Origin of the sequence: Coprococcus sp. RTP21428st1_C9_RTP21428_210409, from assembly GCF_040227395.1 — a bacterium.
In the GTDB taxonomy this organism is placed as follows: domain Bacteria; phylum Bacillota; class Clostridia; order Lachnospirales; family Lachnospiraceae; genus Coprococcus; species Coprococcus aceti.
In genome coordinates this window covers 13,914-34,670 of record NZ_JBEHVV010000008.1, presented here as the reverse complement: position 1 = coordinate 34,670, position 20,757 = coordinate 13,914, and the positions used below count along the sequence as shown (strand labels likewise).

21 protein-coding genes are annotated in these 20,757 nt (G+C 43.8%); all 21 read right to left on the bottom strand.

What is annotated here, in order from left to right; all coding sequences use genetic code 11:
• Positions 1-36 precede the first annotated feature (36 nt).
• A complete protein-coding gene (locus ABUA34_RS03015) occupies positions 37-444 on the bottom strand; it encodes a hypothetical protein (RefSeq protein ID WP_055279963.1) in 408 nt (135 codons plus the stop codon).
• A gap of 90 nt (positions 445-534) precedes the next feature.
• Positions 535-1,632, bottom strand: coding sequence for a DUF3048 domain-containing protein (locus ABUA34_RS03010; RefSeq protein ID WP_015534912.1), 1,098 nt, complete (start codon positions 1,630-1,632; stop codon positions 535-537).
• The gene (gene ybeY / locus ABUA34_RS03005) at positions 1,619-2,131 is read right to left on the bottom strand and encodes an rRNA maturation RNase YbeY (RefSeq protein WP_015534911.1); all 513 of its coding nucleotides are present in this window, start codon (positions 2,129-2,131) and stop codon (positions 1,619-1,621) included. Before ybeY ends, ABUA34_RS03010 begins: the two co-directional genes overlap by 14 nt.
• 1 nt (position 2,132) lies before the next feature.
• The gene (locus tag ABUA34_RS03000) at positions 2,133-3,155 is read right to left on the bottom strand and encodes a PhoH family protein (protein ID WP_022216489.1); all 1,023 of its coding nucleotides are present in this window, start codon (positions 3,153-3,155) and stop codon (positions 2,133-2,135) included.
• 28 nt (positions 3,156-3,183) lie between these two features.
• Complete coding sequence (locus ABUA34_RS02995; protein WP_082423595.1) at positions 3,184-4,455, bottom strand: sporulation protein YqfD; 1,272 nt, start codon at positions 4,453-4,455, stop codon at positions 3,184-3,186.
• Positions 4,456-4,459: 4 nt separating this feature from the next.
• The gene (locus tag ABUA34_RS02990) at positions 4,460-4,735 is read right to left on the bottom strand and encodes a YabP/YqfC family sporulation protein (protein WP_022216491.1); all 276 of its coding nucleotides are present in this window, start codon (positions 4,733-4,735) and stop codon (positions 4,460-4,462) included.
• Positions 4,736-4,847: 112 nt separating this feature from the next.
• Positions 4,848-5,024 carry a 30S ribosomal protein S21 gene (rpsU, locus tag ABUA34_RS02985; RefSeq protein WP_004851031.1) on the bottom strand — a complete coding sequence of 59 codons (177 nt, stop codon included), beginning with the start codon at positions 5,022-5,024 and terminating at the stop codon, positions 4,848-4,850.
• Between the two features lie 148 nt (positions 5,025-5,172).
• The gene (gene alaS, locus ABUA34_RS02980; RefSeq protein ID WP_238050261.1) at positions 5,173-7,836 is read right to left on the bottom strand and encodes an alanine--tRNA ligase; all 2,664 of its coding nucleotides are present in this window, start codon (positions 7,834-7,836) and stop codon (positions 5,173-5,175) included.
• Positions 7,837-7,854: 18 nt separating this feature from the next.
• Positions 7,855-9,129 (bottom strand): bifunctional phosphoribosyl-AMP cyclohydrolase/phosphoribosyl-ATP diphosphatase HisIE, encoded by a 1,275-nt coding sequence (hisIE, locus tag ABUA34_RS02975; RefSeq protein WP_015534908.1) that lies wholly within the window; start codon positions 9,127-9,129, stop codon positions 7,855-7,857.
• Positions 9,130-9,146: 17 nt separating this feature from the next.
• Complete coding sequence (gene hisB / locus ABUA34_RS02970) at positions 9,147-9,749, bottom strand: imidazoleglycerol-phosphate dehydratase HisB (protein WP_015534907.1); 603 nt, start codon at positions 9,747-9,749, stop codon at positions 9,147-9,149.
• Positions 9,750-9,786: 37 nt separating this feature from the next.
• Positions 9,787-11,079, bottom strand: a complete 1,293-nt coding sequence (hisD, locus tag ABUA34_RS02965; protein ID WP_055144485.1) for a histidinol dehydrogenase — start codon at positions 11,077-11,079, stop codon at positions 9,787-9,789.
• A gap of 214 nt (positions 11,080-11,293) precedes the next feature.
• Positions 11,294-11,944, bottom strand: a complete 651-nt coding sequence (gene hisG / locus ABUA34_RS02960; RefSeq protein WP_022216493.1) for an ATP phosphoribosyltransferase — start codon at positions 11,942-11,944, stop codon at positions 11,294-11,296.
• Between the two features lie 58 nt (positions 11,945-12,002).
• Positions 12,003-13,253: an ATP phosphoribosyltransferase regulatory subunit gene (hisZ, locus tag ABUA34_RS02955; RefSeq protein WP_022216494.1), complete on the bottom strand. Its 1,251-nt coding sequence runs from the start codon at positions 13,251-13,253 to the stop codon at positions 12,003-12,005.
• Between the two features lie 132 nt (positions 13,254-13,385).
• Positions 13,386-13,919 carry a Holliday junction resolvase RecU gene (locus tag ABUA34_RS02950; RefSeq protein ID WP_022216495.1) on the bottom strand — a complete coding sequence of 178 codons (534 nt, stop codon included), beginning with the start codon at positions 13,917-13,919 and terminating at the stop codon, positions 13,386-13,388.
• Entirely contained in the window at positions 13,920-14,924 is a 1,005-nt protein-coding gene (locus ABUA34_RS02945; RefSeq protein ID WP_022216496.1) for an RluA family pseudouridine synthase, read from the bottom strand.
• Between the two features lie 6 nt (positions 14,925-14,930).
• Complete coding sequence (locus ABUA34_RS02940) at positions 14,931-15,500, bottom strand: hypothetical protein (RefSeq protein WP_015534904.1); 570 nt, start codon at positions 15,498-15,500, stop codon at positions 14,931-14,933.
• Between the two features lie 60 nt (positions 15,501-15,560).
• Positions 15,561-16,328 carry an SDR family NAD(P)-dependent oxidoreductase gene (locus tag ABUA34_RS02935; protein ID WP_015534903.1) on the bottom strand — a complete coding sequence of 256 codons (768 nt, stop codon included), beginning with the start codon at positions 16,326-16,328 and terminating at the stop codon, positions 15,561-15,563.
• Positions 16,325-17,710, bottom strand: a complete 1,386-nt coding sequence (locus ABUA34_RS02930) for an RsmF rRNA methyltransferase first C-terminal domain-containing protein (protein ID WP_055273010.1) — start codon at positions 17,708-17,710, stop codon at positions 16,325-16,327. Before ABUA34_RS02930 ends, ABUA34_RS02935 begins: the two co-directional genes overlap by 4 nt.
• An 11-nt stretch (positions 17,711-17,721) precedes the next feature.
• The gene (locus tag ABUA34_RS02925) at positions 17,722-18,525 is read right to left on the bottom strand and encodes a GTP pyrophosphokinase (RefSeq protein ID WP_022216499.1); all 804 of its coding nucleotides are present in this window, start codon (positions 18,523-18,525) and stop codon (positions 17,722-17,724) included.
• A 27-nt stretch (positions 18,526-18,552) separates the two neighbouring features.
• A complete protein-coding gene (locus tag ABUA34_RS02920; protein WP_015534900.1) occupies positions 18,553-19,371 on the bottom strand; it encodes a tetratricopeptide repeat protein in 819 nt (272 codons plus the stop codon).
• Positions 19,372-19,557: 186 nt separating this feature from the next.
• Complete coding sequence (locus ABUA34_RS02915; RefSeq protein WP_015534899.1) at positions 19,558-20,736, bottom strand: phosphoribosylaminoimidazolecarboxamide formyltransferase; 1,179 nt, start codon at positions 20,734-20,736, stop codon at positions 19,558-19,560.
• Between the last annotated feature and the right edge of the window lie 21 nt (positions 20,737-20,757).

Below are 20,757 nucleotides of genomic sequence, written 5' to 3'. Positions count from 1 at the left end.
CCGATACACCTTTCCCATAATCATTTATCATACGTTTTACAGGCTGTCAATAAACCTGTTCATGTCATCTATATCATTGAAATACACGTGCTTGTGGATCAGTTCTCTTATACGTTTGTCCAATGAATCCACTGTACAAGTCGTCTCCCTGCAAAGACTGCCAAATCTGTTGTACACCGCCACATGTCCATTATAAGTGCTCACATAGAAATTGCCATGTGGTGTTCCACCCTCAGCAGCAATCACGAGCCCTCCGTAAAGCTCCGGTTCACTCTCATTTGATATGGGTAATATATGCCCGCTATCCATACCGTCAAATTCTCTATACACACTTTTACTGTCTCCGGATCTGCACGCCGTACTCACCACGATCTCTCTAGTTATAAAAGATAACACAAATACCGCTATAATGATAACAAAAAAATACATAATTCTTTTAAACATTACCACACCTTCTCTTCATAACAAAAAACAGAAGACAGGATATTCCATCCCATCTTCTGTCCTTGTTAATATATGTGGTTTATGTCTGTATTATTCCCATACAACTCCGGCCTTATTGTCACTCTCAAATACTGTGACATATGTCTTGCCCGGATTGAGCTGAAGTTCTTTTCCATCTGCTGTTGAATACTTTGTCACGGAGTCATCGGTTGACTTTGTCCATGTGATAGGAACGATCTTTCCATCTGAAACATAGTATCCGTCTCCTGTGCCAACGAGATCGATCATCTGTCTGTCGTGATCATCAATGCTGGTGTAGTGAGCAAACTGTATGATGATATTCTTGAATGTGAGCTGCTTTCCTGTGAGGTCATCGATCTGCTTGTCACCATACTGGAATCTGTTATATACCTTATTCTTTGAATCATATTCAAACCAAGGCTGTGTGTAAACTGACATGTTGAGTGTGAGCTTGTTTACAGACTCGCCCTCAGGAACCGTATCTTCCTCATTGAACTCAAACTTGCTCTTGTATCCCTTGTTGTGGGTAGTTGAGCATCCAAGATAATCAAGACCAGCCTTGATCATATCGCTGTTTGTGTACACATTGTGTGGAGCCTCGCGGTCTGATGATCTGTAGAAAGATACAGATCCTTCTCCACCAAGTCCGCTTATATGATCTATTCCTGTCCTGTCAAGCTCCTCCTGTCCCTGTGGAGACTGACCATAATGCATGTATATAGCATCAAACTCCATGGCAGTTGTAACATAGTAAGGTCTGCAGCTTCTGATCGAACCGACCTTCTCAAGATTGTCATAGTCGTTGAATATTGCAAGCATTCTTGTTATTCCGCCCTCAACGACAAACTCATATAAAACATCAGCCTGGCCTATGCCTGACTGAGGAATCGCATTCTCAATATTGTTGATCATTATAGCGATCGGTCTTCCGTACTCTTCCTTTCTGTCGGTGTTCCACTCGCCTGTAAGATCATTATATACTCCCTCATGGTAAGTCTCATCAACCGCTGTGGCAGACTTCATCATATCGGCCTGTGATACATCCACCTCTGCCTTAGCCTCCGTTGTAGTGACATTCTCCTCCGTTTTCTTCGAGCCGCATCCAAAAAGTGATAATCCCATCACAAGAGCGGTTGCCAGAACTAATCCCGTCTTAATTCTCCTCATAGTCTCTTGTATATCCTTTCATTGTAAGTATTTTTTCCTGCATCTCTTCCATGACCCTGCGCTCATCGTCCTCCATATGGTCATATCCTGACAAATGGAGCATGCTGTGGGCTACAAGAAAAGCCAGCTCTCTCGTCTTTGAGTGATTGTACTCAGTTGCCTGCTCATACACCTTATCAATAGATATAACGATATCTCCCAATAGCAGTTCATCTGTAGTAAGATCAAAGTAGTCACACCGGCTATCCTCGAGACCATCAAAGTTTCCAGGAATTGTATAATCAATCAGTGGAAATGACAGAACATCTGTCGCCCTGTCTATATTCCTCTGCTGGTTATTGATTTCATGTATGGAGTCATTGTCCGTGAGCAGCACGTTCACCTCGCAGGGATATGGACACCCAACGAATTCCAGCGAAGCCTGGACGATACTTGTTATGACATCCTCATAATTCTTAATATCAATATCTCCATACTCATTCTCAATATTAACTGACATATTATTTTCCTCTGTTTTTCTGAGCAGTTGTGGTTTTTCTAGGCTTTGCCTGTCTGCTCCTCTTATCCTCATATTTCTCATACGCATTTACGATCTTCTGCACCAAAGGATGTCTCACAACATCAAGACTCGTCAGATGGCAAATGCTTATGTCATCAATATCCTTTAACACCTTGAGTGCAACATCAAGACCTGACTGCGCGTCGTGTGGAAGATCCTTCTGTGAAAGGTCTCCTGTTATTATGGCCTTTGAGCCAAATCCTATTCTGGTAAGGAACATCTTCATCTGGGCAGGAGTGGTATTCTGGGCCTCATCCAGCACAATATACGCATTATCAAGAGTTCTTCCTCTCATGTAGGCAAGAGGAGCAACCTCGATCAGTCCCTTTTCCATATTCTTCATAAATGCATCAGCACCCATTATCTCATACAATGCATCATAGAGCGGCCTAAGATAAGGATCAACCTTGCTCTGAAGGTCACCCGGAAGAAATCCCAGTTTCTCACCGGCCTCTATGGCCGGCCTTGTAAGTATGATCCTTCCAACCTCATTATTCTTAAATGCCGTTATGGCTTTTGCCATGGCAAGATAAGTCTTTCCTGTTCCGGCAGGTCCCACTCCGAATACTATCATGGACTTTTCTATTGAATTGACATATGTTCTCTGTCCGACAGTCTTCGGTTTGATCGGCTTGCCGCTCATCGTGTGACAGATTATGTCCCTGTCAAGCTCAGCAAGACTCTCCTTAGCCTCCTGCGGGTGTTCATTGACTATCGATATAGTGTAGTCTACCTTCTGTTCATCGATGGACGAGCCACGGTCTGCCATCTGGAAGAGCTGTTCTATAACCTGAATAGACTTCTTCACGCCTTCCTCGGAGCCGCTGACCTTAAGCTTGTCATCGCGAAGTATCATTGACACACTGTATTCTTTCTCAATCTTTTTTATATTGGCATCAAACTGTCCAAACACAGTCTGTATATAGTTTGATGCAACAGTTACGGATTCTGAATATTCGCTCAATACTTGTATCCCCTGTCATTATTATTTGTCAGTCAGGCTCCACCTCTTCGCTCCCCGATGTATTGTTTACGTCAATATATCTCGGCACAGCAACCGGGAGTCTGATACTGATATCGCCTTCAGCCGAAGCCTCACCGCGTTCATTAGTAATAATAACATTTTTTCGGACAATTTGCACCCCTTTTTCTTGCATTTTGCCAATATAAACATGCAGATGCTGGTTAAGTCTGTCTTTCTGCTCCTTATCCGTAAGCTTACGTGTATTTACTTTATAGAACACTTTTCGCTCTATATTCACGGATAACGGAAAATACATATCGCCGATATGCAGCCGTTTTTCCTCGGCGGAAAGGTCGTATGAGCCGTCTGAGGCAGCAGTTTTATACGGAGTAAATACCCGACGTCCAATTTTTATATCTACTTTGTTTACCTTCCTGTCTGTAGTCTCCTTTTCCTGGAGCTCACTCTCAACCACATCTCTGTACTCTACATCACAAAGACCATATATCTCTCCGGAAGCAGGTACAAACACCGTATCCACAACCTCACTGTCATCATTGTATATGTTAACTGTTCCCGATATAAGAGTATCCCCTTTTTTCACTTCATCTCCAACCGATGCAACAGGCGTCCCCGCCGATGCAACAAGGGAATAGATCGTACAATCCATTGTGGCCACGAGATCACACGGTCTGCCATCTTCCGGAACTGTAAATACATCCACGGACTCCTTGAGCGCAACTGTAAGCTTTGTCCCACTGATGCTGCAGGATGCCCAACATATCTCCCCAAGATTATCCGTCAGCATGTCTGTCAGTTCGCTCAGATCAATACTCTTTTTTCTATGTCCATAGCACGGATACTCCATCTCGATAAGATCTGCAATTTCCTCACTTGTATAATCCTCACATCCGTCAATTTCTATGTACCATACATACCCTGATTCCCAGTATACAAACAGCAAAAATAATAAAACTCCGAGTAATATCGAGATCCTCTTCCTATTGCCCAGCAAACCGGTTCTCAGAGTCTTCTTCTCAGCTATTCGGATATCTATCATACATTTGTCCGCTATCTCTTCAAGTCTTTTTCTGTCATCGGAGTATATGCAGAAGTTTTCTGCCTTGCCATTCCATTTACTGTCATTCTGTTTACTGCCGTTCTTTTTTCTGTTCTTCTTTACATCCCTCTCGCACCATGTACGTATTCCTTTATGGCTGCATATATTCATCAGGCGCAGAGCTGCGCGGCTGTCACAGCTCACATAGCACACACCTCTTATTTCCCTTCTAATATTCATGCAGTCACACTGTCAGCCAATCTACACTGTTTATCGAACCGCATATTTTCACTTCATAGGATGCGTAGTAAGCAATCTGTAATCTTTTCCCATATATATTCAATATCCCTTTCCGGGTCTTAACAGACACTCTCTCGTCGTCAGAGTAGATCACATGTCTGAAATTCTCTATCACCAGCTCATCATTGTTGAACATGGTGAGTCTGGAGGTCGTTCCCGCCGAGTCCGGACACCAGCACGGAGGTTCAAATGCTATAACTTTTTTCGCTCTGTCTTTCATGAATACCACCATAACGCTTTTGGAACATTATATGAATACACATAAAAAAAGAGTACCGAATAAACTCGGTACTCTTAGAAATCAATTTAAAATCAAATATATATACTATGATTTATTTGTACTTGCGCTTTCTAGCTGCCTCTGACTTCTTCTTACGCTTTACACTAGGCTTTTCGTAATGCTCTCTCTTACGAATCTCCTGCTGAATACCAGCCTTCGCACAATTTCTCTTAAATCTGCGAAGAGCGCTATCTAAGTTTTCGTTCTCTTTAACTATTACACTTGACATTCTCTCACCTGACCTCCCTCCAGTTGTAAAATTATGCTACCAAATAACAACTGATTGGGTATTTTTAAGCACAAAATGTATTATATACATAAAATTCCTAATCGTCAACAGGAAAATGACAAATTAATAAAATATCTGTCACGAAACCTTAAGCTATCTGATTCTGAGCCTCTGTAACCGCCTGGGCAAGAGCTGCTTCGATTCCGTCAGGATTCTTTCCACCGGCCTGAGCCATGTTAGGACGACCACCGCCGCCACCACCTACAAGGCCAGCCACGGCCTTGATGATATTACCGGCATGGGCTCCCTTAGCAACTGCGCCGTCTGTAGCCATGGCAATGAGATTTACCTTGCCATCCTTTGCAGATGCAAGAACAACAACGCTGTCACCAAGCTTGCTCTTGAAGTCATCTCCGAGGTTTCTCAGTGAATTCATATCTGTATCCGGGATAGCCGCTGTCAGAATCTTGATTCCATCCTTGTCTATAGCACTTGAAAGAACGTCTCCAGCTGCCTCCTTTGCCATCTTATCCTTGAGCTTCTTATTCTCATTCGTAAGTTCCTTAACCTCTGCAAGAAGCTGTTCTATTCTCGATGCCACACCATAGATATCAGTCTTAGCTGCCTTTGCAGCATCAATGAGCTCCTGCTCTACATTTCTGTAGTAATCAAGTGCTCCGACAGATGTAAGTGCCTCGATACGTCTTGTACCTGCGGCCACACCGGCCTCTGATATGATCTTGAATGTTTTTATAGCTCCTGTGCTGGCAACATGTGTACCACCGCAGAGCTCCTTTGAGAAGTCTCCCATTGATACCACACGGACCTTCTCACCATACTTCTCACCAAACAGAGCCATGGCTCCGGTCTCCTTAGCCTCATCTACAGACATTACATCCGTGCATACAGGTATATCGAGCTGGATCTGCTCATTTACAATATCCTCAACCTTCTTGATCTCTTCCTTAGTCATCGCCTGATCATGTGAGAAGTCAAATCTCAGTCTTCCCGGCTCAACGAGTGAACCTGCCTGCTCTACATGATCTCCGAGAACCATCTTGAGTGCTCTCTGAAGAAGATGTGTTGCGGAATGGTTGTTACATATGAGTGCTCTGTTCTCAGCATCAACTGTGAGTTCTGCCTCATCACCAACATTGAGTTCGCCTGACTCAACATAACCGATATGTGCGATCTTGCCGCCTACAACCTTGACAGTATCCTCAACAACGAATGTACCGTTCTCTGTCTTGATGATTCCCTTATCACCGATCTGACCACCCATGGTAGCGTAGAAAGGTGTCTCAGGAACTATAACTGAAGCCTGTGCTCCCTCAGATACAGTATCTGCAAGAACTGACTTCTTATCATCACCCTCACCAACCTCTGTTGTGATGGCTGATATAGTTGACTTGTATGTCAGCTTGTCATATCCGACAAACTCAGATGTCATGTCAACAGGAAGCTGCTCATATACGGTTGCGTCTGCACCCATGTATGTTGTGGTCTTTCTGGCCTTTCTTGCAGTCTCCTTCTGGATATTCATGCACTCGGTGAATCTGTCCTCATCAACCTCGATCCCCTCCTCCTCGAGGATCTCCTTTGTGAGATCAAGAGGGAATCCATAGGTGTCATAAAGCTTGAATGCCTTGTCACCTGAGAGAACCTTCTCACCTGCAGCCTTAGTCTCGTCTATATAATCCTTGAGGATCGCAAGACCTGTATCTATGGTCTTATTGAAGCTCTCCTCTTCCTTGTCTATCTTATTGAAGATATATTCCTTCTTCTCACTGAGCTCAGGATATGCATCCTCTGACACCTCGATAACTGTCTTTGCAAGCTCTGACAGGAACTTGCCCTTGATGCCGAGAAGTCTTCCGTGTCTTGCAGCACGTCTGAGAAGACGTCTAAGAACATAACCACGGCCCTCGTTCGATGGAACGATACCATCTGATGTCATGAATGTAACTGAACGGATATGATCAGTTATAAGTCTGATCGATACATCCTTCTCATGATCTGTCTCATATTCCACGCCTGCCATCTCACATACCTTGTCGCGGAGAGCCTTGATCGTATCAACATCAAATATAGAATCAACATCCTGAACAACAACTGCGAGTCTCTCAAGACCCATACCTGTATCTATGTTCTTCTGCTCAAGCTCTGTGTAGTTGTTGTGTCCGTCATTGTTGAACTGTGTAAATACGTTGTTCCAAACCTCCATGTATCTGTCACAGTCACAGCCTACAGTACAGCCAGGCTTACCGCAGCCATACTTCTCGCCTCTGTCATAGTAAACCTCTGAACAAGGACCACAAGGACCAGCTCCGTGCTCCCAGAAGTTGTCCTCCTTGCCGAATCTGAATATACGGTCAGCATCGACACCGATCTCCTTATTCCATATATCAAATGCCTCATCGTCATCCTGGTAAACCGATGGATAGAGTCTGTTCTTGTCAAGTCCTACAACCTCTGTGAGGAACTCCCATGTCCATGATATAGCCTCATGCTTGAAATAATCGCCAAATGAGAAATTACCCAGCATCTCAAAGAATGTACCATGACGGGCTGTCTTACCTACATTCTCGATATCTCCTGTTCTGATACACTTCTGACATGTTGTCACACGTCTTCTAGGTGGTACCTCCTGACCTGTAAAGTAAGGCTTAAGTGGTGCCATACCTGAATTGATCAGCAGTAAGCTGTTGTCATTGTGTGGAATAAGTGAAAAGCTCTTCATTCTAAGATGACCCTTGCTCTCCATGAATTCCAGGAACATTTTTCTCAGTTCGTTCACGCCATAATTTTGCATTGTCTAATATCCTCCACTCTATCTTCTGTCAGCCAGTTCTTCTGTAATATCTTTCCAGCTGATTCCTCTCTCTACCATCAGACACATGAGATGATAAAGGAAGTCAGATATTTCATATTTTATATCCTCTGAATCAGGATTCTTGGCAGCTATGACTATCTCCGTAGCTCCCTCACCGACCTTCTTCAGGATCTTGTCAATACCCTTGCCGAACAGATAATTGGTATAAGAATCATCTCCTGGCTGATCCTTTCTGTCGCGTATGGTATTGTATACCTCCTCGAATACCTTCATAGGATTGGTATCATTGTACTCCTTTCTCACCAGATCTGTAAAGAAACAAGTACGGCTGCCTGTATGACACGCAGCTCCTATCTGTGACACCTTGGCAAGTATGGTGTCCTTGTCACAGTCTATCGTAAGAGACTTGACAAACTGATAATGACCGGATGTATCACCCTTGGTCCACAGCTCATTGCGGCTGCGGCTCCAGTATGTCATGCGTCCTGTTCTGATGGTCTTCTCATACGACTCCTTGTTCATATAAGCGACCATGAGCACTTCACCGGTCTTATAGTGCTGTGTAACACATGGAATAAGTCCATCCGAATTGAGTTTGAACGCCTCAAAAGGCATGGACGATTCAAACAGATCCACATCTATATTTGCCTCACGGCAATGCTGTTTAATCTCCATTATATCCATCTTCTGGAGATTGTACAGAGAAATTGATTCAGCATTTGTCTCATTGAGCATCTCTGCCACAGCTTCCCCGTTAGTGGAATAGGTAGAAACTATAACAGGAAGTGCAACATTTTCTCTTATGGATTTTACTATATCCAGATATTCCGGCACCATGTTGTTGTGAAGCAGCAGAAGTTCTCCCGCTCCAAGCGTCTTCAGTTTTCTGGCATATCCGACAGGATCATCACACTCACTAAGATCTATAGTACAGATTATTCGCTCTGAACCAAATCTGTCAGAAGCCTCAGTGACAAGCTCCGGCGTGTTCAGCGCCGCAGATTTCATACATACCTTGGATGCACCTGCATACAGAAGCTTCTTGACATCTTCAAGCTCCCTCACACCGCCACAGGCAATAAGTGGAATATCAACACTGTCACATATCTGTCTTATAATGGCAACATTGGGTTCTCTGCCATCTTTTGTTGCCTTGCTGTCAAAATAAGCTATCTCATCAGCTCCGGCATCATTGTAATATTTTGCCATCTCGACCGCATTGTTCAGATCCAGACATGGAATTATCTTTTTGCAGATCATATCATTATCCATAGTGAACCAGCACCTCCTTAAAGTGTGCCCTTGGTAGAAAGCACCTTTCCGTTTAATCTTCTGTCATAAGTTGTCGCCTCATCAAGAGCCTTCGCAAATGCCTTGAATGCGGCCTCTATGATGTGGTGATCGTTCTCCCCTGAGAACTGCTTAATATTGAGATTCATCTCAGCAGCGTATGATACTGCATAGAAGAATTCCTTGACCATCTGTGTGTCGAAGTATCCAACCCTCTCTGTGCGGAGGTTCAGATCATAGACAAGATATGGTCTTCCCGACAGATCTATGGCACACATTACGAGAGTCTCGTCCATCGGCAGGAAGAAATTGCCAAATCTCTTGATGGCCTTCTTGTCTCCAAGAGCCTCCTTGATGGCCTTGCCCAGCACAATTCCCACATCCTCAATGGTATGGTGACAATCCACATACAGATCTCCCTTGACTGTAACGTTGAGATCAAAGAAACCATGCTTCGCAAAACTTGTGAGCATGTGGTCAAAGAAACCGATTCCTGTGTCGATCTTTGACTGTCCTTTTCCATCTATATTAAACTCGAGGGTTATGTCTGTCTCGTTTGTCGTTCTTGTACATTTGGCGATTCTAGCTGCTTTCTCTGCCATATCCCTGTCTCCTTCCCATATTCTATATCATTATGTCTTATTTTTCAAATCTTACTGCTATTGAATTGGCATGTGCTGTGAGCTGCTCAGCCTTGGCAAATGCTTCAATGTCAGTGTGAACTGCCTCAAGTGCCTCTCTTGAATAGTAGATTATGCTGGATTTCTTGATGAAATCGTCTACTGAAAGCGGTGAGAAGAACTTTGCTGTACCGTTTGTTGGAAGTACATGGTTAGGGCCTGCAAAGTAATCTCCAAGAGGCTCTGATGAGTATTCTCCGATAAATATAGCTCCAGCATTCTTCACTCTTGTCATCACGTCAAATGGATTGGCTGTGACGATCTCGAGATGCTCTGATGCAATGTCGTTGACAGCATCTATGGCATCGCTCATGTTGTCTGCAAGAAGAATATATCCATAATTGTCTATAGACTTTCTCATTATCTCTTTTCTTGAAAGCTCATCGATGAACTTGTCAACCTGAACTGATACCTTCTCGGCAAGCTCCTCTGATGTGGTCACAAGTATGGCTGATGCCATCTCGTCATGCTCTGCCTGTGACAGCAGATCTGCAGCCACGTATCTAGAATTGGCAGTCTCATCGGCAAGTACCATTACCTCTGATGGGCCGGCTATGGAATCTATGCTGACATGTCCGTATACGGCACGCTTTGCAAGAGCGACAAATATGTTTCCAGGGCCAACTATCTTGTCAACCTTAGGTACTGACTCTGTTCCGTATGCAAGGGCAGCTATGGCCTGCGCGCCGCCTGCCTTGTATATCTCATCCACTCCTGCTTCCTTTGCTGCAACGAGTGTTGTGGCGTACACCTCACCCTCAGCATTACATGGAGTTGTCATGACTATCTTCTCAACGCCTGCAACCTTTGCCGGCATAACATTCATCAGAACTGATGAAGGGTAAACAGCCTTTCCACCCGGAACATAGACACCTACAGATGCAAGTGCTGTAACCTTCTGTCCGAGAAGAGTTCCATTTGGCTTGGAGTCAAACCAGCTATACTGCTTCTGCTTCTCATGGTACTCCCAAATGTTCTTCTTGGCTTTTCTGATAACGTCAAGGAGCTCAGGGCTGACCTGTGTATATGCGTAGTCTATCTCTTTCTGTGTAACCTTGACATTTTCTGCTGTTATATCTGCCTTGTCGAACTTCTTTGTGTATGAGAAGAGTGCGGCATCGCCGTTATCTCTCACATCGTCAACTATTTCCTGTACAGTCTCTGCATAGTTACCGAAATTACTTGGACTTCTCTTCAGAAGATTCTTCAGAAGATCCTTCTTTGTCTCTGCATTAAGCTTTACGATTCTCATCTCTGTTATGCCTCCGTGTGATTATCAATTTGTTATATCATAGGTCGTCGTGCGTGAGCGCGATGACCTGCGCATGCCTCAGCGTGCTTCATTATATCATGATTCGCACCTACGGTGCTTTCCGTTGCTTTCGCAACTATCATGATCCAATTCGCCGCTCGCCAATCATGCAAGCATGTTGGCTCACTTGCGCTCATTATATCATCTATATATGCTACTTGTTCTCTTCCTTTATAAGTCTGTTGAGATCTTCCAACAGCTTGTGTATCCTCTCATTCTCCATCTTGAGACTTACCTGGTTCACAACCATGCGGGCTGAGAGTGGACAAATTTCCTCAAGCACCTCAAGTCCGTTCTCCCTGAGTGTGCTTCCTGTCTCAACTATATCTACGATCACCTCTGAAAGTCCAACTATAGGAGCGAGCTCCACTGAACCATTGAGCTTGATTATCTCAACTGTCTGGTGCTTACGGTTGTTGAAGTAATCCTTTGCGATCACCGGATACTTACTTGCAACTCTTATGATCTCATTCTTCTTGAGAAGCTCTCTGGCAGATGCCGGTCCGCATACACACATGCGGCACTTTCCGAAACCGAGATCCATGACCTCATACAGGTTTCTTCCCTCCTCAAGTATTGTGTCCTTACCTACAACGCCTATATCGGCCGCACCATATTCTACATAAGTAGGAACATCTGTGGCCTTTGACAGGAAGAACTTCATCTTAAGCTCCTCGTTCACAAATATAAGCTTTCTTGTGTCGGGATCCTTCATCTCCTCACATGTTATACCTATCTGTTCAAGCAGCGCAAGTGTCTTTTTTGCAAGTCGCCCCTTAGCAAGGGCAAATGTTAAATATCTCATCTCTCCATAACCTTTCATCTAATTCAATCTATTCTCAATCAAGCCGTAAAAGTTTCTTCTATAAATTGCCATCCCACTTGGAGTGTGATCGGCTTATCAGATCGTATGCCACCGCATCGCCTGACTGTTCAAAATATATAAGGCCTGAGAAATGCTCTCTACCCGCATACTCGATATAGTCATCAACCGATTTCTTCTGTGACTTTCTTATGAGCTCTATCTTGCGTCCCTCACTTCTGAGCTTCATACCGGCCTTGATAGCCTTGCCCTGATTCTCTATATCATAGAGGATGATCGTGTTTGAATAATCCACATCTATGTCTATATTCTGTCTGTTCATGGCCATTATGAGCTCCTCAACAGTGAAGGCAAAACCGATAGACGGTGCATCCTTTCCAAACTGCTTGAGAAGATTATTGTAACGGCCGCCCTTGACAACAGCATCACCGGTTCCATAAGTATATCCGCGGAATATGATTCCTGTATAATAGTTGTATCCGTCAAGCATACCGAGATCAAAGCTTATGTGATCCTGATATCCGTAGCACTCAAGGGCTGCATATACTCTTCTGAGCCTCTTCACAGCCTCAAGTGATGTCTCATTTGACACATATCCCTCAGCCTTGTCAAGCATGGATATTCCGCCGAACAGAGAATCAAATGCAACAAATGCTTTCTTAAGAGAGTCACTTATATCAAGTGCATCCACATACTCCTCAAGTCCGAAAAAGTTCTTGATATGGATGTACTCTTTTATCTGATCCTCCTCGTCCTCACTGATACCAGATTCAGCAACCAGACCCTTGAAGTAGTCTATCTGGCCTATCTCTATCTGGAAATCACTGATCCCGATCTCGTTGAAGCAGTCTATCACAGTTGCGATTATCTCAGCGTCAGCAGCGGATGAATCATCATTTACAAGCTCGGCACCGATCTGTGTGACCTCCTTGAGTTTTCCCTGAAGCTTGAGTGTGTTTGTATAGGTATTGCCTGTATAGCAGAGTCTGACAGGAAGTTCCTCATCTGCATAATACTTTGCAACACATCTCGCTATTGAAGGTGTTATATCCGGCCTGAGCACCAAAGTATTGTTGTCCCTGTCAAAGAACTTGTACATCTCATTGGAAGGTGCTGAACCCTTATCTCTGTTAAATATATCAAAAAACTCAAATGTAGGTGTCTCTATATCGTGATAGCTGTATAACTCCAGAATATGATGGAGTTCATGCATAACCTTTCTCTTCTTCTTACATTCTACATCGTAGGTGTCTCTCACTCCATCTGGGGTCTGTAACAGTTTGTCCTGCATAATCATATCTCCTTGTCAATTAAACTTTGCCATGCTTCACGTTCTTTATTATTGCTTTATCGCATTAAAGTGATAATTTGCTACTTTGGTAGCATGTCAACGTGCACATTATATTAAAGCGGATTGTATTTGTCAACCTCTATCATCAAGATCCCTGCTTAGAGGTTCAAGATAATGTACCAATGCACCACCCTTGGCTCTTATAAAGAAATTGGGATCAAGTTCATTGTACTTGAAGTTGTTGGCATGCCCATTCTGGACTCTCTCAAGATACCCCTTAAGCTCCTCGAATCTCATATAATACAGTTCATTTCGTCCGGAGAACATTATGATAAGAAAGCTTACACCGTTCTGTCTCTCGAAATCCTCCATGAACCTTATCTGATGCTCATGAATGTTACGCATTGTAAATGTATCAGTGGCACATTCCTTTGCATCGAAACATACCGGAACTCCCTGGACAACACCTATATAGTCGACGGTTGAATCCTTCTCGAAATACGCCAGGGTGATCTGGCTGCTGTCCTTGTCAATCTTTATCGGCGTGATAGGTGTCGGGATCTTCTGGACCAGCGCGAGGTTCTTCTGTCTGTAATATTCATTTGTGTTGTTTATCATATCCTCCAGTGTGGAGCCACGAAGCCCTCGCGAATTCCATGTAGCCATCTATTCAAACAAATCCTTTTCTATTCTTTTATACATATCAGGCTTGAATGCTGAGAAGCTCTTGCCCGTCAGATAATCCAGTCCACCGACAACATCGGTAAACTCCACCTCGCCGCAGTGCAGAATCTGGTTTCTAAGCTTGTATGTCTGTCTGAAATGTATGTTTGTCTCCCTGTCACCATACTTCTGGTCACCGATCACCGGATACCCCATGTGCTGGAGCTGTGCCCTTATCTGGTGAGTCTTACCCGTTATGAGCTTTACCTTAAGCTCTGTATATTTTCCATTTGTTCTGACCGGCTGGAATATGGTGTGGATCTTATCATAGCCCAAGTCCCCGGCAGCCCTGCGTATCTCCTCCACGCTGTCACGTATTGTCACAGTGTTCTTCTTATCATCCTTCACGAGATATGCCGTAATATCCTGCGTCTCTGTCATATTTCCCTTGACTATGGTGTAGTAATATTTGTCTATGCGTCTCTCCCTTATGATCCTCGAAAGCTCCTGACTTCCCATAAGTGACACTCCACACAGAACAAGGCCGGAGGTATTCCTGTCCAGCCTGTTGCATACAGAAGGCTTGAAGGTTCTGAGCTGAGTCTCAGTTATATACTCATTGTCAAGCAGATAATCGATGACACTCTCATTGATCGAGTAATCGTCCTTCGATGCCTTCTGTGACAATACACCCGCCGGTTTATTGACTATAAGTATGTTGTGGTCGTGATATATGATCTCCGGTTTAAACCTGTTTCCACCTGTGAAAGCACCGGCTCTCACGCTGTCATCCCTGAATGATTCTATGGTCTCATCCGACAGATAGAGCTGTATCACATCCCCAACATACACGATCTCATTTCCAACCGCCTTGCCGTTATTAAGTTTTATGTTTTTCTTTCTTATCATCCTGTAGACGAAGCTTGAAGGAGCCTTGTTAAGGTACTTCATGACCAGCTTGTTAAGCCTCTGGCCGGCTTCGTTCTTTGAAATAACTATCTCTCTCATTTTTGTCTATATTCCCAGCTCATATAATCTGTTTCTGATCTTCTCATCGGCACCGACAAATTCATCTGAAGGTGCTTTGATCTTCTCGGCCTTTGCCACAAAACCATCAATGTCTGTGGCTATGATCACAACATATTTTTTCTGGTCTGCCAGAGCCTCTGTAATGATCTTCTTGAGCGCTGCCTCATCAGGTATCTTTTTGCCATATCCACCATTGTAGTAAAACAGCATTCTGCCATCTCTTATGACCGCAGCAGGGAAATACACTATTCCCTCGTACCTGCTTATCGACACATCATATACAAGTGACGGATCTCCAAAGTATGATAACTTCTCAAGTTTAGCGTACTCATCCTTCGTGAGTTCCTTGAACCCTGCACACATTATGTATGCCACAAGCTGTTTTGCAAGCGGCAGGGCGACGAGTATCGGTATGACTATAAATACAGTCTTTCTTGTGTCAAACATAGCCACAGTAAAGAATACTCCGGCTATAACAAACAATCCAAGTACAATGATACTTATAAGAACATTTCTCTTATGCCTGTTCATGTATCCGTGTTGTCCTTTTTCCATATCATCCTCCATTTATCTCTGGTCTGGCTGTAGAGCTATGTCCGCCTGCAGCCCATATATCTACTTCATAAATCTGATCAGCAAACTGTGAGGCAGGTACTTGCTCACAAGTCTGAACGCCTTCATAAGCGGCGAATACACCGATATATCGCTCATATAATACGCGTCAAACAGTGCCTTTTTTACAACCTTCACAGGATCTGCTCTTAGAATCATCTTATACGGCTTGGACTTTGTGTACTTCTGCGCAACATCGAAGAACTCTGTCTTGACAGGTCCCGGGCAGACAGCCGTAACAGTTATCCCCTTTTCCTCAAGCTCTCTGTTAAGTGCTCTTGAAAAGCTCAGCACCATTGATTTGGATGCCGCATATATAGCAAATGATGGCTGAGGCAGAAAAGCTGCAGATGAAGCAAGATTGATTATATTTGAAGGGCCTGACATATATGGCAGAGATATATGTGTTATGGCAGCCAGCGCCCTGCAGTTGAGATTCAACATTCCAGTCACGTCGTCCACTGTCATATTCTCAAAATGGCCTGCTATTCCGTATCCAGCTGCATTTACAAGTACTCTTATTGATGGAGCCTGTCTCTCAAGAAGATTTCTGTAGAACTTGATATCAGTCTCATCGGTTAGGTCAAGCGCAAGTATCCTTACAAGCTTTCCACTTACCGCGTTTATCTCGGTCTTAACCTCAGCAAGCCTGTCTTTTCTCCTTGCTATAAGCCATATCTCGTCGATTGTCCTGTATCGCTGTGCTATCTGAAGTGCAAATTCTCTTCCAATCCCTGAAGATGCTCCTGTGATTATCGCTACCTTTCTCATGACATCATCCTCCATCCCGATAAATATTTGTTTTTTAATACTCCTCTGTTGTTCTTGGCCCACCCGAGCGGATATCCATCCACGCAGACAAGCACATACCCATTCTCTATATCCTGATCATCTTCCAGCTCGACGGTCTCTCCCTTTAAATACTTTATGACCCTTATGTCATCCGCCAAAAAACTCACAACATTGTCAAACTGATCTGACTTGAGATACATCGCAAGTGACTGACTCGGTTCAAATCTGTTCTTCTTGACCTCACCGAGGAACAGTCCATGCCTCAAAAGCCTGAGTCCCTTAACATCAGGCATTCCCTCTGATATATAATAAAGTCTTCCATTATTTTCCTCTATCCTGTCTGTCTTTATACCCGCAGACTCAGATACATGCTTTATAAATGCGATGAAATCCTCATCCGGCCTGTACGACTTGAACGAGTATGTTGAGTTTCCTCTATATGAGTCATCCTGATCCTTTTCAAACAGAGCTATGAAATGACCTTCGCCCTTCACGTGATGAGGCCACAGTCTTGAACATTTCACAAGCTCAGGATTGCCGGTCTCTCCCCAGGCCGGATTGCCGTCATCAAATTTCTCATATTTAGGAAAATCCACAAGATGCATACTGTCATCTATCGACAGCAGATACTCCACCGACCTCTCATCCTCCTCGGGGGAAAATGTACATGTGGAATAAAGCAGCTTTCCGCCCGGTTTCAACATCTTGCACGCTTCATTTAATATTCCTCTCTGCAGTCCGGCAAAAAGTTCAGTTCCGTTGTTCTCCCATGCAGTCATCATCGATGAAGATTTTCTGAACATGCCCTCTCCGGAACACGGTGCATCTATAAGTATCTTATCGAATGTACCCTCAAATGCCTTTGACAGATTATTTGGAGGTTCACTTACCACACACATGTTTCCTATTCCGAAAAGTTCCAGGTTCTTCAGAAGCGCCTTGGCTCTCGAGTTGCTTATATCATTGGATATAAGTATTCCCGTGCCATTAAGCTTTGCCGCAAGCTCGGTGGATTTGCCTCCCGGTGCCGCGCATATATCTAGTACCACATCTCCATCCTCTATATCCAGAACGCTGGCAGGTGTCATGGCACTTGGCTCCTGTATATAATAGAGCCCCGCATAATAGTATGGATGCTTGGACGGCGTATACTTCCTGTGATCATAGTAAAAACCATTCTTAGTCCACGGCACAGGCTCCAGCTCGAAAGGACTTATCTTAAGAAAGTCCTCCACGGATATCTTGGATGTATTCACCCTGATTCCATGATACATATCACTGTCAAAACACTTTATATAATCCTCGTATTCATCGCCAAGCTGTATTCTGATCCTCTCGTCAAACGCCTTTGGTAAAGTCATAACAAACTCCTTTATCTTACGCTCTGGGCCTTGTAACCCTCAGCTATTATGTCAAGCTGCTTTGCAAAATTCTCAAGCAGCTCCATATCATCCTTCTTATATATAGAATAAAACTCATCCTGAATCTTCTGGATCTCTCTTGGATTTCCCACCTTGTACAGATTCTGGATATTAACAATGATCTCCGAAACTATATTCGCCTTGATATTGAACGAATTCTGTGCATCCATGATCTCTCCGCGGACATATGACATCTCCCTGTCAAGTGCAACGGTGGCATCCGCAGCATTCTTGAGCTTCGCCCTTATGTCCTCTGGAATTCCCTTCCTGTACTTGTACTGCAATGAATGTTCTATGGTTGCCCAGAAGTTCATCGCCATTGTCCTTATCTGGATCTCCGCCTGTATGGTGGTGCATCCATTTACCGTATATACATCGTAATCAAGTATGATGTGATAGCTCTGATAGCCGCTGGCCTTGGCATTTGCTATATAATCCTTCTCCTCACGTATCCTCATGTCCTGTCTGCCACGTATAATCTCAACCACCTTGCTGATATCCTCGGTGAACTGGCACATGATCCTGATTCCGGCTATGTCATCCATCTCCTCAACGATCCGGTCCATAGGAATATTCTTCTTCTGAAGCTTATCGATAATACTGGAGACCGTTTTCACCCTTCCGGTCACGCTCTCTATAGGTGAGTACTTTCCCATACTCTTGTACTGCATTATTATGTGGTTGAACTTCACGAGAAGCTCATCAACCGCCTGCTCGTAAGGAGACAGTATCTCCTTCCAAAGCTGAATCTCCATATAAAATAACTCCTCCCAATACAAATACTACTGTGACACTCTTGTGCTCAGGAATGTATACTCCTTCTGTCCTTTCTCATAATCCGGATACTCAGACACAAGCTGTCCCGCTATCTCATAAGCCTTATCGTAATCCTCGTTCTTCTCATAATATGTTATCTCAAGCATCAGGAGCTCTTTTCTGTATATCTTGTCTCCACTGTCAAGTCCATTTGTAATATATGCGATCGCAGACTCCATATCACCGTTATTCAGATAATATGAACCGTACATGGCATATACATACGAGTTGAATCCAAATGTCTGGACATATTTTTCATAGCTCTCAAACATCTTATCGGACTCATCAGTAACTGCGTAGCATGTTCCTATGTACATATAAAGCTCCGGATATGTCTCCGCCTGCTTCAGAAGAACATCGAGAGCACCGCCATAATTTCCCTGTGAGAAATCACTGAGTGCAGTTGCCAGTTCCTTCAGATCTTTTACATTTGATCCGGTAAATGAATCCTGTATCAATTCGTTGTATGTATTTGCGGCCTCTGTGTACTGCGCACTCTTGAGATACGCATCAGCCAGATACAGCTTTATATTCTGATCCTTTTTCTTTGAGAACAACTGATTCTCTGCCAAGGCATTGTCAAATGAATCTATTGCCTCCTGATACGAACCTGACTTGTAATATTTTACGCCCTGATCGTAAAGTTCATCCTTCTGTGACACTATTGCCGATATAGCGTATGAGATCAGCAATACAGCCACACACGCAAGTATCACCAATGCAAAAATTAGTTTATAGTTGATCTTTCTTCTCTCTTTAAATATGCTGCGTTTACGTCTAGACATATGTTATCTCCTTTGAATCACAGTATTTTTATTACACGGCATAGCTACCGCAGTTTATACATCATTTTATATTAGCACAATCCAACAAATATATAAAGTAAAAAAGCGGCTTTGCTGATTTTCATCAGCAAAACCGCTCTCAATTCTTCTATAAATACAATATCTGACGCCGACAGGTCTGGCAGATTAGTGATGGAATAATCTGATTCCTGTAAATACCATGACCATATCGTACTTGTCAGCACACTCGATAACAAGATCGTCACGAACTGATCCGCCAGGCTGTGCAATGTACTTGACACCGCTCTTGTGAGCTCTCTCTATATTGTCTGAGAATGGGAAGAATGCATCTGATCCAAGGACAACATCTGTGTTCTGCGCAAGCCATGCCTTCTTCTGCTCTGCTGTGAACACCTCAGGCTTAACCTTGAATCTCTTCTGCCACTCGCCTTCCTTAAGAACGTCCTCATACTCATCACCCATGTATACGTCGATGGCATTGTCTCTGTCGGCTCTTCCAAGTCCGTCAACAAACTGAAGTCCCATAACCTGTGGTGACTGACGAAGGAACCAGTTGTCTGCCTTCTGTCCTGCAAGTCTTGTACAATGGATTCTTGACTGCTGTCCGGCTCCGATACCTATAGCCTGTCCGCCCTTTACATAGCATACTGAGTTTGACTGTGTATACTTGAGTGTGATGAGCGCGATCTTCATATCGATCTCAGCCTGCTCTGGAAGATCCTTGTTCTTTGTAACAAAGTTTGACAGAAGATCCTTGTCGATCTTGAGCTCATTTCTTCCCTGCTCAAATGTAACACCGTATACCTGCTTTCTCTCGATCTCAGCAGGAACATAGTTCTCATCTATCTGGATGATGTTGTAATTTCCCTTCTTCTTTGCAAGAAGAAGTTCCATAGCCTCATCTGTGTATCCAGGAGCGATAACACCATCTGATACCTCTCTCTTGATAAGGCGTGCTGTGTCTGCGTCACATACATCTGAAAGTGCGATGAAATCGCCGAATGATGACATTCTGTCAGCACCTCTTGCTCTTGCATATGCGCATGCAAGTGGTGAGAGCTCTCCGAGATCATCTACCCAGTAGATCTTTGCAAGTGTATCTGTAAGTGGAAGTCCAACTGCAGCGCCTGCTGGTGAAACATGCTTGAATGATGTTGCTGCTGGAAGTCCTGTTGCCGCCTTGAGTTCCTTTACGAGCTGCCATCCGTTAAATGCATCAAGGAAGTTGATGTATCCAGGCTTGCCGTTTAAAACCTTAACAGGAAGATCACTGCCATCCTCCATATATATTCTTGATGGCTTCTGATTTGGATTACAACCGTACTTTAACTGAATCTCGTTCATGATCAAATATCTCCTTTATTC

What these genes read in the sequence shown, in the direction of transcription:
- ABUA34_RS02925 (WP_022216499.1), bottom strand. Translation starts at nt 18,525, where the DNA reads ATGGAGATTCAGCTTTGGAAGGAGATACTGTCTCCTTACGAGCAGGCG.
- ABUA34_RS02920 (WP_015534900.1), bottom strand. Translation starts at nt 19,371, where the DNA reads ATGTCTAGACGTAAACGCAGCATATTTAAAGAGAGAAGAAAGATCAAC.
- alaS (WP_238050261.1), bottom strand. Translation starts at nt 7,836, where the DNA reads ATGCAAAATTATGGCGTGAACGAACTGAGAAAAATGTTCCTGGAATTC.
- ABUA34_RS02930 (WP_055273010.1), bottom strand. Translation starts at nt 17,710, where the DNA reads ATGACTTTACCAAAGGCGTTTGACGAGAGGATCAGAATACAGCTTGGC.
- ABUA34_RS02995 (WP_082423595.1), bottom strand. Translation starts at nt 4,455, where the DNA reads ATGAATATTAGAAGGGAAATAAGAGGTGTGTGCTATGTGAGCTGTGAC.
- hisB (WP_015534907.1), bottom strand. Translation starts at nt 9,749, where the DNA reads ATGGCAGAGAAAGCAGCTAGAATCGCCAAATGTACAAGAACGACAAAC.
- hisD (WP_055144485.1), bottom strand. Translation starts at nt 11,079, where the DNA reads ATGAGAATCGTAAAGCTTAATGCAGAGACAAAGAAGGATCTTCTGAAG.
- ABUA34_RS02945 (WP_022216496.1), bottom strand. Translation starts at nt 14,924, where the DNA reads ATGAGAGAGATAGTTATTTCAAAGAACGAAGCCGGCCAGAGGCTTAAC.
- ABUA34_RS02935 (WP_015534903.1), bottom strand. Translation starts at nt 16,328, where the DNA reads ATGAGAAAGGTAGCGATAATCACAGGAGCATCTTCAGGGATTGGAAGA.
- ABUA34_RS03015 (WP_055279963.1), bottom strand. Translation starts at nt 444, where the DNA reads ATGTTTAAAAGAATTATGTATTTTTTTGTTATCATTATAGCGGTATTT.
- hisZ (WP_022216494.1), bottom strand. Translation starts at nt 13,253, where the DNA reads ATGCAGGACAAACTGTTACAGACCCCAGATGGAGTGAGAGACACCTAC.
- ABUA34_RS02990 (WP_022216491.1), bottom strand. Translation starts at nt 4,735, where the DNA reads ATGAAAGACAGAGCGAAAAAAGTTATAGCATTTGAACCTCCGTGCTGG.
- ABUA34_RS03010 (WP_015534912.1), bottom strand. Translation starts at nt 1,632, where the DNA reads ATGAGGAGAATTAAGACGGGATTAGTTCTGGCAACCGCTCTTGTGATG.
- ABUA34_RS02915 (WP_015534899.1), bottom strand. Translation starts at nt 20,736, where the DNA reads ATGAACGAGATTCAGTTAAAGTACGGTTGTAATCCAAATCAGAAGCCA.
- ybeY (WP_015534911.1), bottom strand. Translation starts at nt 2,131, where the DNA reads ATGTCAGTTAATATTGAGAATGAGTATGGAGATATTGATATTAAGAAT.
- ABUA34_RS02950 (WP_022216495.1), bottom strand. Translation starts at nt 13,919, where the DNA reads ATGGCTACATGGAATTCGCGAGGGCTTCGTGGCTCCACACTGGAGGAT.
- hisIE (WP_015534908.1), bottom strand. Translation starts at nt 9,129, where the DNA reads ATGGATAATGATATGATCTGCAAAAAGATAATTCCATGTCTGGATCTG.
- hisG (WP_022216493.1), bottom strand. Translation starts at nt 11,944, where the DNA reads ATGAGATATTTAACATTTGCCCTTGCTAAGGGGCGACTTGCAAAAAAG.
- ABUA34_RS02940 (WP_015534904.1), bottom strand. Translation starts at nt 15,500, where the DNA reads ATGGAAAAAGGACAACACGGATACATGAACAGGCATAAGAGAAATGTT.
- rpsU (WP_004851031.1), bottom strand. Translation starts at nt 5,024, where the DNA reads ATGTCAAGTGTAATAGTTAAAGAGAACGAAAACTTAGATAGCGCTCTT.